General features: G+C 68.8%; 12 protein-coding genes. 8 read left to right on the top strand and 4 right to left on the bottom strand.

The genetic code is table 11. The annotated features are described in order from the left end of the window. Positions 1 to 219: 219 nt before the first annotated feature. The 3 genes from DOL89_RS16080 to DOL89_RS16070 form a co-directional block, all read right to left on the bottom strand. Positions 220 to 1047, bottom strand: coding sequence for an SHOCT domain-containing protein (locus DOL89_RS16080; RefSeq protein WP_119680066.1), 828 nt, complete (start codon positions 1045 to 1047; stop codon positions 220 to 222). A 173-nt stretch (positions 1048 to 1220) separates the two neighbouring features. Further along, entirely contained in the window at positions 1221 to 2447 is a 1227-nt protein-coding gene (gene odhB, locus DOL89_RS16075) for a 2-oxoglutarate dehydrogenase complex dihydrolipoyllysine-residue succinyltransferase (protein ID WP_119680065.1), read from the bottom strand. Between the two features lie 67 nt (positions 2448 to 2514). Next, complete coding sequence (locus DOL89_RS16070) at positions 2515 to 5439, bottom strand: 2-oxoglutarate dehydrogenase E1 component (RefSeq protein WP_119680064.1); 2925 nt, start codon at positions 5437 to 5439, stop codon at positions 2515 to 2517. Between the two features lie 338 nt (positions 5440 to 5777). Here DOL89_RS16070 and DOL89_RS16065 point away from each other — a divergent pair, with 338 nt between their 5' ends. Further along, the gene (locus tag DOL89_RS16065) at positions 5778 to 6704 is read left to right on the top strand and encodes a peptidylprolyl isomerase (RefSeq protein ID WP_225889826.1); all 927 of its coding nucleotides are present in this window, start codon (positions 5778 to 5780) and stop codon (positions 6702 to 6704) included. A gap of 94 nt (positions 6705 to 6798) precedes the next feature. Beyond that, positions 6799 to 7788 (top strand): acrylyl-CoA reductase (NADPH), encoded by a 990-nt coding sequence (acuI, locus tag DOL89_RS16060; RefSeq protein WP_119680062.1) that lies wholly within the window; start codon positions 6799 to 6801, stop codon positions 7786 to 7788. A gap of 616 nt (positions 7789 to 8404) precedes the next feature. Here the strand turns inward: acuI and DOL89_RS16055 are convergent. Continuing rightward, positions 8405 to 9346, bottom strand: coding sequence for a nucleoside hydrolase (locus DOL89_RS16055; protein ID WP_119680061.1), 942 nt, complete (start codon positions 9344 to 9346; stop codon positions 8405 to 8407). A 194-nt stretch (positions 9347 to 9540) separates the two neighbouring features. Here DOL89_RS16055 and DOL89_RS16050 point away from each other — a divergent pair, with 194 nt between their 5' ends. The 6 genes from DOL89_RS16050 to DOL89_RS16025 all read left to right on the top strand — a co-directional run bounded on the left by DOL89_RS16050 (position 9541) and on the right by DOL89_RS16025 (position 14586). Further along, the gene (locus DOL89_RS16050; RefSeq protein WP_119680060.1) at positions 9541 to 9972 is read left to right on the top strand and encodes a hypothetical protein; all 432 of its coding nucleotides are present in this window, start codon (positions 9541 to 9543) and stop codon (positions 9970 to 9972) included. A 33-nt stretch (positions 9973 to 10005) separates the two neighbouring features. Next, a complete protein-coding gene (locus DOL89_RS16045; RefSeq protein WP_119680059.1) occupies positions 10006 to 10659 on the top strand; it encodes an HAD family hydrolase in 654 nt (217 codons plus the stop codon). 148 nt (positions 10660 to 10807) lie between these two features. Beyond that, complete coding sequence (locus DOL89_RS16040) at positions 10808 to 11803, top strand: metal ABC transporter solute-binding protein, Zn/Mn family (protein WP_119680058.1); 996 nt, start codon at positions 10808 to 10810, stop codon at positions 11801 to 11803. A 14-nt stretch (positions 11804 to 11817) separates the two neighbouring features. Further along, positions 11818 to 12603: a metal ABC transporter ATP-binding protein gene (locus tag DOL89_RS16035; RefSeq protein WP_119680057.1), complete on the top strand. Its 786-nt coding sequence runs from the start codon at positions 11818 to 11820 to the stop codon at positions 12601 to 12603. A gap of 133 nt (positions 12604 to 12736) precedes the next feature. Further along, positions 12737 to 13639: a metal ABC transporter permease gene (locus DOL89_RS16030; protein WP_119680056.1), complete on the top strand. Its 903-nt coding sequence runs from the start codon at positions 12737 to 12739 to the stop codon at positions 13637 to 13639. Further along, complete coding sequence (locus DOL89_RS16025) at positions 13636 to 14586, top strand: metal ABC transporter permease (RefSeq protein ID WP_119680055.1); 951 nt, start codon at positions 13636 to 13638, stop codon at positions 14584 to 14586. Before DOL89_RS16030 ends, DOL89_RS16025 begins: the two co-directional genes overlap by 4 nt. Positions 14587 to 14595: the final 9 nt, after the last annotated feature.

The following is a 14595-nucleotide window of genomic DNA, read 5'->3' as shown; positions in this document are numbered from 1 at the left end:
CGCTCCCGGTCCATCATCTTCATCCTTCCAATCCTTTTCATCATTCATGATGTCGCGGACCCCGACGCCGAAGCGCGGTGAGCTTCCCTGTCGGCCACGCTCCGCGTGACCGACCTACTTCGGACTCGTAGGTCGCAAGGAGGCCGGATTGCGACATGGCAGGGCGGGGGAGACGTCGCAATCCGCTGCGCTCCTTGCGACCTACGTCCTGCGCGCGGCTCAAAGGCGGCTCAGCAGTTCCGCCTTCTTCGCCGTGAACTCCTCCTCCGTCAGCACGCCCTTGCGATGCAGCTCGGCAAGGCGCTCCAGCGTTCCCAGCACGTCATCGGAAGCCGGGGCGGGTGTGGGGCGGATGGGGGCGGCTTCGGGCGGCGGGGCTGCGGGCGGAACCGTCCATGCAGGAGCCTCGGCGGACATCTCCGCCGGCGATGCCTGTCCGCCCGCCCCCACTTGGGGCAGGCTGTCCAGGCGCACGAGCCCGTACTGGCTGGTGAAGGTCAGGGACTGGTCGCCGCCCTGCTGCTGGGACACGCCGCCGATCAGGTGGTCGCCGGTGTCGTACAGCGTCACACGCCCGCCGATCTCCACCGCCAAGCGCCGCGCCGCCGGGAAGACCGCGTAGCGGAGATCGTTCTGGGACCCGGCGGAGGAGGGCTGGCCCAACTCCTCCGGCCACCAGTTCCCGGAGAAGGAGGATGCGCCCCCGGGCACGAACAGGCTGACGCCGGCCAAGCCCGAGGATTGCTGCTGCGATTGCATGGGTGCGGCCGCCATCAGGGAGGGCTGGGCGCGGAGCAGGCCCGACAGTTCGGTGCAGATCGCGTCCACCCTGGCCTTGAGGCCATGGTTGAACATGTCGCCCACCATGGTCATGCCGCCCTGCGACCACTGCCCCATGCCGCCCAGCTCGGGATGGCTGAACTGGGCCATCGTGCCATGCCCGGCCATCAGCGCCCGGAGCAGCGTCAGGACCGCATCCGTGCTGATCCCGTGCCGCTGGGCGATGCCCGCGACGGCCTGCTGCCCCTCCGGGGTGAGTTCATGCATGGGGCCTGTCCTTGGGATCGAGGTTTCCGCCGCACGGCATCTGCCGGGACGCAGTGCCGGAACGCCCCATGGCCGGCCCGGTTCCATGCGCGGCCGCAACTCCCCGGAAACGGAAACGCCCCCGCCGGTTTCCCGGCGGGGGCGCTCGCGTCAGGGCCGGATCGGCCCCCGGATCACACCTCAAGCAGCATGCGCTCGGGGTTCTCGATGCACTCCTTCACGCGCACCAGGAAGGTCACGGCCTCGCGGCCGTCGATGATGCGGTGGTCGTAGGAGAGGGCGAGATACATCATCGGACGGATCTCGACCTTGCCGTTGATGGCGACCGGCCGCTCCATCGTCTTGTGCATGCCGAGGATGCCCGACTGCGGCGGGTTCAGGATCGGCGTGGACATCAGCGAGCCGTAGACGCCGCCGTTGGAGATGGTGAAGGTGCCGCCCGACAGCTCTTCCATGGAGAGCTTGCCGTCGCGGGCCTTCTTGCCGAGATTGCCGATGGTCTGCTCCACCCCGGCGAAGCTCAGCTTGTCGGCGTCGCGCACCACCGGAACCACCAGGCCCTGCGGCGTGCCGACGGCGACGCCGATGTCATAGTAGTTCTTGTAGACCAGATCGGTGCCGTCGATCTCCGCATTGACCGCCGGCAGCTCCTTCAGGGCCGTGATGCAGGCCTTCACGAAGAAGGACATGAAGCCCAGCTTCACGCCGTGCTTCTTCTCGAACTGGTCCTTCAGGCCGTTGCGCAGCGCCATCACGTTGGTCATGTCCACCTCGTTGAAGGTGGTCAGCATGGCCGCAGTGTTCTGGGCTTCCTTCAGGCGCTCGGCGATGCGCTGGCGCAGGCGGGTCATGCGGACCCGCTCCTCCTGGTCGGCGCGCGGGCGCGGGCCGGAGGGCTGGGCCGGCCTCGCGGCCGGGACCGGCGCGGCGGCGCGGCGCGGGGTCTCCAGATGCTGGATCACGTCGCCCTTGGTGACGCGGCCGTCCTTGCCAGTGCCGGCGATGGACCCGGCGTCGACCCCGGCATCGGCCGCCATCTTGCGGGCGGCCGGCATCACGCCCGCACCTGGGGTGGGGGCGGCGGCGGCCGGAGCGGGCTGGGGAGCCGGGGCCGCGGCCGGCTGCGGGGCCGGGGCGGCAGGCTTCGGCGCGGGGGCCGCGGCGCCCTCGGAGATCAGGCCCAGCACGGCATCGACGCCGACATTGGAGCCTTCCTCTGCCGTGATTTCGGCCAGGGTGCCGGCGGCGGGCGAGTTCACTTCCAGCGTGACCTTGTCGGTCTCCAGCTCGAGCAGCGGCTCATCGGCCTGGACCGCTTCGCCGACCTTCTTCATCCAGCGGGCGACGGTGGCTTCCGTCACCGACTCGCCGAGCGTTGGGACCTTGATTTCCGTCGCCATGGGATCGGGCCTTCGTCTCGTTATAGGGCTTCGTTTCGCTTATGAGGCTTTGATTCTTGTACCGGCGTCAGATGCTGAGCGCGTCGTCCAGCAGCTTCGCCTGCTCCTGGTTGTGCCGCTTCAGCAGGCCGGTGGCCGGCGAGGCGGAGGCGGCGCGCCCGGCATATTTCGGCCGGCCGGCCTTGTGGCCGATCTCGCTCAGCACGCCCTCGATCCGGCGGTCGACGAAGTTCCAGGCGCCCATGTTCTCGGGCTCCTCCTGGCACCAGACCACGTCGGCGTTGGGGTACTTGGCCAGCTCCTGGATGAGCGCGCTGGACGGGAACGGATAGAGCTGCTCCAGCCGCAGGATGGCGACATCCTTCTGGCCCCGGCTGTCCCGCTCCGCCGCGAGGTCGTAATAGACCTTGCCGGAGCAGAGCACGACGCGGCGGACCTGCTCGTTCGGCAGCATGTCCACGCCATCCTCGTAGAGGACGCGGTGGAAGGTCTGGCCGTTGGTGAACATGTCCAGGTTGGAGACGCAGGCCTTGTGGCGCAGCAGCGACTTCGGCGTGAACACCACCAGCGGCTTGCGGAAGTCGCGGCGGACCTGCCGGCGCAGGGCGTGGAAATAGTTGGCCGGGGTGGTGCAGTTCACGATCTGCCAGTTGTCATCGCCCGACATCTGCAGGAACCGCTCCATGCGGGCGGAGGAGTGCTCCGGACCCTGGCCCTCATAGCCGTGGGGCAGCAGCATCACCAGACCCGACATGCGCAGCCACTTGGACTCGCCGGAGCTGATGAACTGGTCGATGATCACCTGCGCGCCGTTGGCGAAGTCGCCGAACTGCGCCTCCCAGATCACCAGCGCATGCGGCTCGGCCAGGGAGTAGCCGTACTCGAAGCCCAGCACGCCGGCTTCCGACAGCGGGCTGTCATGGACGTCGTAGGTGGCCTGGTTCGGGCGGATATAGTTCAGCGGGATGTACTTCTCCTCCGTCTCCTGGTCGATCAGGACGGAGTGGCGCTGGGAGAAGGTGCCGCGGCCGACATCCTGGCCGGACAGGCGGACGGTGACGCCCTCCACCAGCAGGGTGCCGAAGGCCAGCGCCTCGGCCGTGGCCCAGTCGATGCCCTGGCCGGTGGCGAACATCTCCTGCTTGGCCTTGAGCTGGCGGGTGATCTTGGAATTGACCTTCACGCCGTCCGGCACGCGGGAAATGGCCTCCCCGACCTCCTTCAGCACGTCCTCCGGCACGGAGGTGACGCCGCGGCGGTCGTCCGGGGTGGCCGTCTTCAGCCCCTGCCACTTGCCTTCCAGCCAGTCGGCCTTGTTGGGCTTGTAGGAGGGGGCGACCTCGAACTCCTTCTCCAGCGCCTGATGGAATTCGGCGGCCATGGCGTCCGCCTCCTCGGCCGTCACGACGCCCTCGCCGATCAACTGCCGGGCATAGACGTCGCGGGTGGTCGGCTGGTTGCGGATGGCCTTGTACATCAACGGCTGGGTGAAGCCGGGCTCGTCGCCCTCGTTGTGACCCTGGCGGCGGTAGCAGACGATGTCCACCACCACATCCTTCAGGAACTTCTGCCGGAACTCGATGGCGATCCGGGAGACGTGGACCACCGCCTCCGGATCGTCGCCATTGACGTGGAAGATCGGCGCCTGGATGGACTTTGCCACTTCCGTCGGGTACGGGCCGGAGCGGCTGTACTGCGGGGCGGTGGTGAAGCCGATCTGGTTGTTGATGATGAAGTGGATGATGCCGCCGGTGCGGTAGCCCTTCAGTTCGGAAAGCAGCAGCGTCTCCGGCACCAGCCCCTGGCCGGCGAAGGCGGCGTCGCCATGCAGCAGCACGCCCAGCACTTCCTGGCGGCTCTCATCCGTCGGCGGGGTCTGGCCGCCGCGCTGGCACTGCTTGGCGCGCACACGGCCGCAGACCACCGGGTTCACGGCTTCCAGGTGCGACGGGTTCGGCGACAGCGACAGGTGGATGACGTTGCCGTCGAAATCCCGGTCGGACGAGGTGCCGAGATGGTACTTCACGTCGCCGGAGCCCTGCACATCCTCCGGATGGGCGGCATTGCCCTGGAACTCGGAGAAGACGGCCTTGAAGGGCTTGCCCATCACATTGGTCAGCACGTTCAGGCGGCCGCGGTGGGCCATGCCCAACACGATCTCCTTCAGGCCCATTTGGCCGCCACGCTTCATCACCTGCTCGATGGCGGGGACCAGAACCTCGCCGCCCTCAAGCCCGAAGCGCTTGGTGCCGGTGTACTTCAACTGCAGGAACTTCTCGAAGCCCTCCGCCGCGGTGATGCGCTGCAGGATGGCCTTCTTGCCGTTCTGGGTGAAGTCCGTCTGGTTGCGGATGCCTTCGATTCGCTCCTGGATCCAGGCCTTCTGCTCCGGGTCCTGGATGTGCATGAACTCCACGCCGATATGGCCGCAGTAGGTCTTCTGCACCGCCTCCACGATCTGGCGCAGCGTGGCCGTCTCCATCCCCAGCACATTGTTGATGAAGATCGGGCGATCCAGGTCGGCGTCGGTGAAGCCGTAGGAGCGGTAGTCCAGCTCCGGATGTTCCGCCCGCTTCTCCAGCCCCAGCGGGTCCAGCTTGGCCTGGAGATGGCCGCGGACACGGTAGGCGCGGATCATCATCAGGGCGCGGATGCTGTCCAGGGTCGCCTGGCGCACCTGCTCGGCCGTGAGGCCGCCGGCGACTGCGGCGGGGGCAGCTTCCTTGCCGCCCTTCTTGTCCTTCGCCGGCGGAGCGGCATCGGGGTCCGGCGCGCCGATCACCGCGGCGGCGGACCTGGACCAGGACGCACCCTGGAGTTCCGCCAGGATTTCCCGCGCATCGTCGCCGAGCTGGGCGAAGAAGCCCTGCCAGCTCAGGTCCACGCTGTTCGGGTCCTGCTGGTAGCGCGCGTAGAGTTCCGCGATGAAGGTGGCGTTGGCGCCGAAAAGGAAGGATGTCTGCTCGGAGGGGGCGAAGTCGAGAGGGGCCATCTGGGGTTCCGCTGGGGTTTGCCCATCCATGCGGTCGGGCTTAACGGGTTGGGCCGGCTTGAAAACGGGTGAGGTTTTACGTCAAGGGCCGGGTGCCTTCAATATGCAGTGCCGCGGTATCAGCTTCCTACGGCGCGCGAGGCTTGACGGGAGACAGGTTTCCCGCATGCGCTGACAGGCGTCCCAGGAGGCCAAGGTGCGGTCGGGTCAGAGATAGTCCTTCCGACGCCCCGAATCCACCCTCCCCGCGCAAAAGCCAACCTCTTTTTCGGCGGTGCGAAAGGATTGATTCCATTGGCAGATGAATTGCCCTGTGCCGCGGGCTTTGCCAGAGTGGCGTGATCCGCCCCTTGATGGACCTGCCGATGCGCCGCCTCGCCCCCGCCCTGCTCGCCACTCTGCTGCCCCTCGCCGCCCATGCGGAGGAGGCTCCGAAGACCGTTTCCAGCGTGCTCGCCACCACCACCGGGGCCGACTGGCGCGGGCTGGAGCCGGAGAACACGTTGGTGATGGAGCTGCCGTCCGGCCGGGTGGTGATCGAGCTGGCGCCCGCCTTCGCCCCGCTGCATGCACGGAACATTCGCGCTCTGGCGCGGGAGGGCTATTTCGACGGGCTTGCCATCGTCAGGGTCCAGGACAACTATGTCACCCAGTGGGGCGACCCGAAGGAGGGGGAGCCGGACGCGCGGCCGATCCGCACCGCCGAATCCGCCCTGCCGCCCGAATTCCTCGTCAAGGACGCCGCGGCCCTTCCCTTCGCTGCCATTCCCGGCCCCGACGCCTATGCGCCGGAGGTCGGATTCGTGGACGGTTTCCCTGCCGCCCGAGACCCGAAGACGGGGGAGGCATGGCTGGCCCATTGCTACGGCATGGTGGGCGTGTCCCGCGACGGGCCGGAATCGGGCAGCGGCGCCGGCCTCTACGCCGTGATCGGCCATGCGCCGCGGCATCTGGACCGCAACATCACCGTGGCCGGCCGGGTGGTGCAGGGGATGGAGCATCTCTCCGCCCTGCCCCGCGGCACCGGCCCGCTCGGCTTCTATGAGACGGCGGAGCAGCGGACGCCCATCGCCACGGTCAAGCTCGCCGTCGACCTGCCGGAGGCGGAGCGGCCGAAATTCCAGGTGCTGAAGACCAGCACGCCGGCCTGGGCCGATTATGTGGAAGCGCGGCGCAACCGCCGTGACGGCTGGTTCGTGGAGCCGCAGAACGCCTCCGACCTCTGTAACACGCTGCCGCCGGTGCGTCCGCCCCCTGCCGGGTGAGGCATCCGCCACCCGTTTGCGCCGCACCACGGGCTGTTCATAAACGGCGCTTTGCCCGATCATGCGCCCCAACGAGAACCAAGGAGAGGAAACCATGTCCCAGTTCAAGGCTCTGCTGGTGTCCAAGCGCGAGGAAGGCGGACAGACCGCCGAGATCGTGGAGCTGTCCGACTCGGACCTGATGGAGGGGGACGTCACCGTCGCGGTGGAATGGTCCACGGTGAACTACAAGGACGGGCTGGCCGTGACCGGCAAGGCCCCGGTGGTGCGCCGCTGGCCGATGGTCCCCGGCATCGACTTCGCCGGCCGGGTCGAAAGCTCCACCCATCCCGACTGGAAGGCGGGCGACAACGTCATCCTGAACGGCTGGGGCGTGGGTGAGACGCATTGGGGCGGCTATGGCGGCAAGGCGCGGGTCAAGGGCGACTGGCTGGTGCCGCTGCCCGACGGCATGACGTCGCAGCAGGCCATGGCCATCGGCACCGCCGGCTATACCGCCATGCTGTGCGTCATGGCGCTGGAGCAGCACGGGCTGAAGCCCGGCGCCGGCGACATCCTGGTGACCGGGGCGGCCGGCGGTGTCGGCAGCGTGGCGGTGGCCCTGCTGGCCGGCCTCGGCTACCGGGTCCTGGCCTCCACCGGCCGCCCGCAGGAGGCGGATTACCTGAAGAGCCTGGGCGCCGCCGACATCATCGACCGCAGCGAGCTGTCCGGCCCCGGCAAGCCGCTGGCGAAGGAGCGCTGGGCCGGCGCTGTCGACAGCGTCGGCAGCCACACGCTGGCCAACGCCCTGGCCCAGACCCGCTATGGCGGCGTCGTCGCGGCCTGCGGTCTGGCGCAGGGCATGGACCTTCCGGCCAGCGTGGCCCCCTTCATCCTGCGCGGCGTGACCCTGGCCGGAATCGACAGCGTCATGGCCCCGCAGGCCAAGCGCCGCGAAGCCTGGACCCGTTTGGCCCGCGACCTGGACCATGGCAAGCTCGCCGCCATCACCCAGACCGCCACGCTGGAGGACGTGCCGCGCCTTGCCAGCGAAATTCTGGCCGGTCAGGTCCGCGGCCGCGTCACGGTCAAGGTGGGCTGATGCCGCCGTAGGTCGCAAGGAGCGCAGCGGATTGCGACGGTTCCGGCGATTGCCCGGCGCCAACGTCGCAATCCGGCCTCCTTGCGACCTACGAGTCCGGAGTAGGTCGGTCACGCGGAGCGTGGCCGACAGGACTATCGCCGCTTCGGCGTCGGGGCTGGTGACAGCTTGAATGATGAAAAGGATGGGAAGGATGAAGATGATGGACCGGGCGCGCCGCAGGCAGTGATCAAGACCGGGCAGGAGCTGAGGCGGAAGCCGAATAGCCCCGCACCATCGTTTTCATCCTCTTCATCATTTTCATCTTTCGAGATGTCACCGGCCCATCCATTCGACCCTGTCCGCGCCAGTTCCGGCAGGCGGTCTGGAATCAGGCAAGGATGAATGGGATGGATAGGATGAGGGAGAACACCTCATCCGCCGGTGCGTGAAGGTGATCCAGGATCGGCTCCGCCGGTCCGGCGCGCCATCCCATTCATCCTATTCACCCTTGCCCATACCCTGAACCGCCCCTTCCCACGGGAAGGACAGAGTCGAATGGCCCGGAACACAGGCGAAGGCCGTCGGCCACGCTCTGCGTGACCGACCTACGCATTAGCGTGATCGCTGGCAATCCTTACAGGCGCGCCAGACGCTCGATCAGCAGGTCCCAGAAGCCGGCCTCGTCGGCCTTGGTCATGTAGACGGCGTTCTTGGGGCGGCCGGTCTTGGCGAAGTGGTCCACCACGGTCTGGCCGATGGTGAGCGGGCTCTGCACCTCGATCTCCACATTCACCTTCTTGCCGGTGAAGAGGTCCGGCTTCAGCAGCCAGGCGATGGTGCAGGGGTCGTGCAGGGGACCGCCATCGGTGCCGTACTTCTTCTGGTCGTACTGGCGGTAATAATCCAGCATCTGGATCGTGGCCTTGGCCACGGGCGTGCCCACCGCTTCCAGCCGGTCCATGTAGCGCTGGGCGGTCAGCACCTGGTGGGTGACGTCCAGCGGGAACATCACGATCTCCGCCCCCGACCGCATCACGATGTCGGCCGCGTGCGGGTCCACATAGATGTTGAACTCCGCCACCGGGGTGGAGTTGCCGCCTTCCGTCTGGGCGCCGCCCATGATGACGATCTGCTTCACCCGGGCGGCCAGCCGCGGCTCCTTCATCAGGGCGCGGGCGATGTTGGTCAGCGGGCCGACGGGGACCAGCGTGACCGTGCCGGGCTCGTGCGCCATCACCGTTTCCACGATCCAGTCCACCGCATGCTGCGGCTGCAAGGGCATTGTCGGTTCCGGCAGGTCCGGCCCGTTCAGACCGGTGGGGCCGTGCACCTCGGGTGCGGTGTGCAGCTCGCGGAACATGGGGCGGTCGCAGCCGGCGAAGACCTTGATGTCCGGGCGGCCGGCCAGCTCGCAGATCTTGCGGGCGTTCACCTCCGTCATGTGCAGCGGCGCGTTGCCGGCTACGGCGGTGATGCCCAGCACCTCGAACTCCTCGGGGCTGGCCAGGGCCAGCAGCATGGCGACGGCATCGTCCTGGCCGGGATCGGTGTCGATGATGATCTTTTCGCGCGCCATGACGGCCACCCTCTTCTTTCCGCAGGTCCGGTTTCCGGGCAGGCAATACCTGGAAAGGGCTTGAGAGGAAAGCGCGGACAGTATTTCATGGCCCTCGTAGGGGTATTCCCCCATATGCCGGCTGCGCGGGCCTTCCGTCCGCCACGGCCAAGGAGGCAGAGCTGTTCGACCGCGCAGTCCAGTTCCACCGTGCGATGAGCCATCTCGCCAACGGCGTTCTGATCTACGCCATCTTCTATGGCGTGGTATGGCTGTTCATGTTGAAGCTGGGACTGGTGGCGCATCTGGGCCTGGTGCCCAGCGGCGGCGAACTGCCCGATCCGGTGGCGCTGGTGCTGGTTCCCCTGCTGCTCAGCGCGGCCTCCTCCTTCCTGGCCCATGCCGGGCTTCGGCTGACGCTGAAGCGGCTGCGGCTGCGGCTGTCGGGCGACGAATCCACCGCCAGCCGGGTGTTCATGGGCGTGCTGACCCTGTTGTCCCTGGGCGGGGCGCTGGCCCGGCTGCTGGACTTCGCCGATGGCCCCTGGAACAACGGTCCCTTCGCCCATGGGGAGTGGATGACGCCGCTGGCCGTGATCGTCGGCGCGTGGGCCGGCGTCGCCCTTCGCCGCCGCGTGCGGCTGTGAGGATCATGTCGTGACCCGGTCTGTTGCGTAGCCATGACCAGCGCCGATCCCCGGCCGGGCCACGACGCGCCCGGCCTTGCCATCTTCGATTTCGACGGAACCCTGGTCCAGGGGGACAGCCTGCTGCCCTTCCTGGAGCTGGTGGCCGGCCGCACCCGCGCCCGCACCGCCCTGCTGCGCGCCGTGCGCGCAAGCGTGTGGGACCGCGCCGTGCGCAGCGGGCGGGAGGACAGCCGCACCGCCGTCAAGGCCGGCCTGCTGAAGCGCACCCTGAAAGGCGTGCCGGTCGAGCAGGCGCGCGCCGCGGCCAAGCAGCTCGGCGCCTGGATACGTTGGAACCCCACCATCCTGGAGGCGCTGCGCCGACATGCCGACCGGGGCGACCGGGTGGTGGTGGCGACCGGGGCCTTGAAGCTGTACATGCCCGACCTGCTGGGCGACCTGCCCGTGGACGATCTGATCGCCACGGAGATGGAGATCGCGGACGGCATCCTGACCGGCCGCATGTGCCATGGCGGGAACTGCGTGCGGGAGGAGAAGGCCCGGCGCATCACCGAGTATCTGGAACGGAACGGCCCCTTCGCCACGACCTACGGCTATGGAAACCGCCCCAGCGACCTGCCCTTCCTGGCCCTGATGGAGCATCCCGTCGTGGTGAAGACGGCCCGGCGCGGGCGCACGCCGTGATGGTGGATTCCGGGAAAGTGCCGGAATTCAGGGCACCGATCCGGCTCAGCCGTGTTCATGGAAGGGACGCCCGCTTGCGGCGGCGATTTCCCGATTTATATCCAAAGGGTGGAGCACCCGTTCCGACCGCCGAAGCGCTGGACACGAGATGAGCCGAACCCTGCCCCGCTTCACTGGACACGATCTGTCGCGCCGCCGCCTGCTGGCGCTGGCCGCCGCGACGGCCGCAGGCGCGCTATTGCCGGCCAGGGCCTGGGCGAAGCCCGCCATCGTCGCCACCACCGGCCAGGTTGCCGACATGGTGCGGATCGTGGCGGCCAGCCGGGCGGAGGTCACGGGCCTGCTGCAGGAGGGGATCGATCCCCACACCTACAAGCTGACCCGCAGCGACATCGGCCGGCTGATGGCGGCGGACGCCGTCTTCTACAACGGCCTGCTGCTGGAAGGCAAAATGACCGACGCCCTGCTGCGCATCGGCGGCAGCGGCAAGCCGGTCCATGCCGTCAGCGAGTGGATGCCCAAGGACAGGCTGCTGGCCCCGGCGGAGTTCGAGGGCCAGTACGATCCCCATGTCTGGATGGATGTCGCCCTCTGGACCCAGGCCATGGACGGGGTGGTGGAGGCGCTTTCCAAGCTCGACCCGGATGGTGTGGACGGTTTCCGGGCCAATGAGGCCGCCTATGGCACGCAGTTACGGCGGCTGCACGATTATGCCGGGCAGGTGCTGTCCAGCGTTCCGGACGCCGCCCGCGTTCTGGTCACCGCCCACGACGCCTTCAACTATCTGGGCCGCGCCTATGGGGTGGAGGTGGTGGGAATCCAGGGGCTGAGCACGGAGAGCGAGGCCGGGCTGCAGCGGGTGGAGGAGATCGTGTCCATGCTGGTGGACCGGAAAATCCCGGCCGTGTTCGTCGAGACCAGCGTGACCGACCGCAATGTCCGCGCCCTGATCGAGGGGGCGGCCAGCCGCGGGCACAAGGTCGTGATCGGCGGAAGCCTGTTCTCCGACGCCATGGGCGCCCCCGGCACCTATGAGGGCACCTATGTCGGCATGATCGACCACAATGTGACGACCATCGCCCGCGCCTTGGGCGGCGACGCCCCGGCCGGCGGCTTCCAGGGCCGGCTGGCCCGCGCGGGCTGAGGAACGGGTGACGCATGCTGCAACGGCTGAAGAGCCTGGATTTCCTGCCGCCCCGCCATGCGGGGGTGAGCCCGCTGGCCGTGCGCAACCTGTCCGTCGCCTATCACCGCCAGCCCGTGCTGCGCGACGTGACCTGGGCCGCGCCCGCCGGCGGGCTGATCGCCGTGATCGGGCCGAACGGGGCCGGCAAGTCCACCTTCCTGAAGACCTGCCTCGGCCTTGTGCCCAAGCTGTCCGGCACGGTGGAGGTCTATGGCAGGCCGCTGAGCCGCCAGCGCCGCCTGATCGGCTATGTGCCCCAGCGGGAGAGCGTGGACTGGGATTTCCCCATCTCCGCGCTGGAGGTGGTGGCGATGGGCCGCTACGGCATGATCGGCTGGTGCCGGCGTGTGTCCAAGGCGCACCGGGAGGCGGCGATGGCCGCCCTGGACCGGGTCGGCATGGCCGATTTCGCCCACCGCCAGATCGGCCAGCTTTCCGGCGGCCAGCAGCAGCGCGTGTTCCTGGCCCGCGCCCTGGCGCAGGAGGCCCAGCTCTATTTCATGGACGAGCCCCTGGCCGGCGTCGATGCCCGCACGGAGGAGGCTGTGCTGGCCGTGCTGAAGGATCTGGACGCCCAGGGCCGCACGGTGATCTGCGTGCACCATGATCTCCAGACCGTGGCCAGCACCTTCGACCATGTGCTGATGCTGAACGGCCGCCTGATCGCCGCCGGCACGGTGGCCGACACCCTGACCGAGGAAAACCTCCGCCTCGCCTACGGCCAGCGCGGGCGGGAGCCCTGGGTGGTGGGGCTGTGATGCGGGCCGGGCTCCGTTCCGTAGGTCGGATCAGGCAATGCGCCGATCCGACACGGAGCTTCCGATCGACACCACCGCGTCGGATCAGCGCCCCGTGGGCTCGATCCGATCTACGGGACGGCGGAGTCCGCCCATGATCCCCTACAACACCCTGGTCGTGCTGTTCGGGGCGACGGCGCTGGGCGTTGCCGCCGGGGTGGTGGGGTGCTTCATGCTGCTGCGGAAGCGGTCGCTGGTCAGCGACGCGCTGTCCCATGCCACCCTGCCGGGGTTGGCCGGGGCCTTCATCGTCGGCGCCCTGCTGGGGGTGGAGGGGCGGTCCCTGCCCCTGCTGCTGGCGGGGGCGGCGATCAGCGGCTGGCTGGGCGTCGTCGCCGTCCAGGCGATCACCCGCCATACAAGGCTGGCGGAGGATGCGGCCATCGGGGCCGTGCTGTCCGTGTTCTTCGGCATCGGCGTAGTGCTGCTGTCCGTGGTGCAGGCCCTGCCCACCGGCGGGGCGGCAGGGATCGAGAGCTTCATCTTCGGCCAGACCGCGGGCATGCGGGCGTCGGAGGCCATCGGTCTCGGGCTGCTGGCCCTGGCGGCCGTCGCCGCGGTCGCGATCCTGTTCAAGGAGCTGCGGCTGGTCGCCTTCGACGAGCAGTTCGCCCGGGTCCAGGGCTGGCCCGCGGGGCGGATCGATCTGGCGCTGATGGCGCTGGTCACGCTGGTGACCGTGGTGGGCCTGCAGACCGTGGGGCTGATCCTGATCATCGCCATGCTGATCACCCCGCCGGCCGCTGCCCGCTTCTGGAGCGACAGCCTGCCGGTCATGCTGGCGGTGGCGGGAACCGTCGGCGGCCTGTCCGGCCTGATCGGGGCGTGGCTGTCCGCCAGCTATGCCGATCTGCCGGCGGGGGCCGTCATCGTGCTGGTTGCCACGCTGCTGTTCTTCCTGAGCCTGCTGCTGGGACCCGCCCGCGGGCTGCTGGCCCGCGCGATCCGGCGGGAGCAGGTCAAGGGCGTCATCGCGCGCGGGGAGGCCGGGCCGTGAACCCGTTCCTGAGCATCGACCTGCCCGCCATCCTGGCCGCGACCCTGGCCTGCCTGTCCTGCGCGCTGGTGGGGAATTTCCTGGTTCTGCGGCGGCAGAGCCTGATGGGCGACGCCATCAGCCATGCCGTGCTGCCCGGCATCGTGGCCGGCTTCCTGGTGGTCGGCACCCGCGACACCATGCCGATGCTGACCGGCGCGCTGGTGGCCGCACTGGTGGCCGGCTTCCTGATCGAGCTGGTGCGCCGCGTCGGCCGGATCGAACCGGGAGCGGCCATGGGCGTCGTCTTCACCGGCCTGTTCGCCCTGGGCGTGCTGCTGATCGAGCAGGGGGCCGCCCACGCCGTGGATCTGGACGCCGATTGCGTGCTGTACGGCCAGTTGGAGGACATCCTCTGGTTCGGCCCGCAGGGCTGGGGCGATCTGGCCGATCCCGCCATCTGGCTCACCCTGCCGCGGGAGGTCTGGCAGCTCGCCGCCGTGTTCGTGCTGGCCGCCCTGCTGATCACCCTGTTCTTCAAGGAGCTGACCATCGCCAGCTTCGACCCGGCCCTGGCCGATCTCCAGGGCATCAACTCCGCCCTGATCCAGCACGGGCTTGTCGCCCTGACCGCCGCCTGCGCCATCGCCGCGTTCGAGGCGGTGGGGTCCATCCTGGTCATCGCCATGCTGATCTGCCCCGCGGCCACGGCCCGGATGCTGACCGACCGGCTGGGAGCACAGATCCGGCTGTCGCTGCTGTTCGGCGGGGCGGCGGGGATCGGCGGCTATGTGCTGGGGGCGTTCGGGCCGGGCTGGCTGGGCTTCCAGAATTCCGTCAACGCGGCCGGCATGATCGCGACGCTGGCGGGTGCGTTCCTTGCACTGGCGATCCTGGCGGCGCCGCGCTATGGGGTACTGGTCCGCCGGCGCAAGACCCGGCCGGCCGACGCCCTGCCCGCCGCCTGACAGACGCCG

The organism is Indioceanicola profundi (assembly GCF_003568845.1).
Taxonomy (GTDB): Bacteria; Pseudomonadota; Alphaproteobacteria; order Azospirillales; family Azospirillaceae; genus Indioceanicola; species Indioceanicola profundi.
The sequence above is the reverse complement of the archived record's forward strand: the minus strand, read 5'-3'. Positions and strand labels throughout refer to the sequence as shown.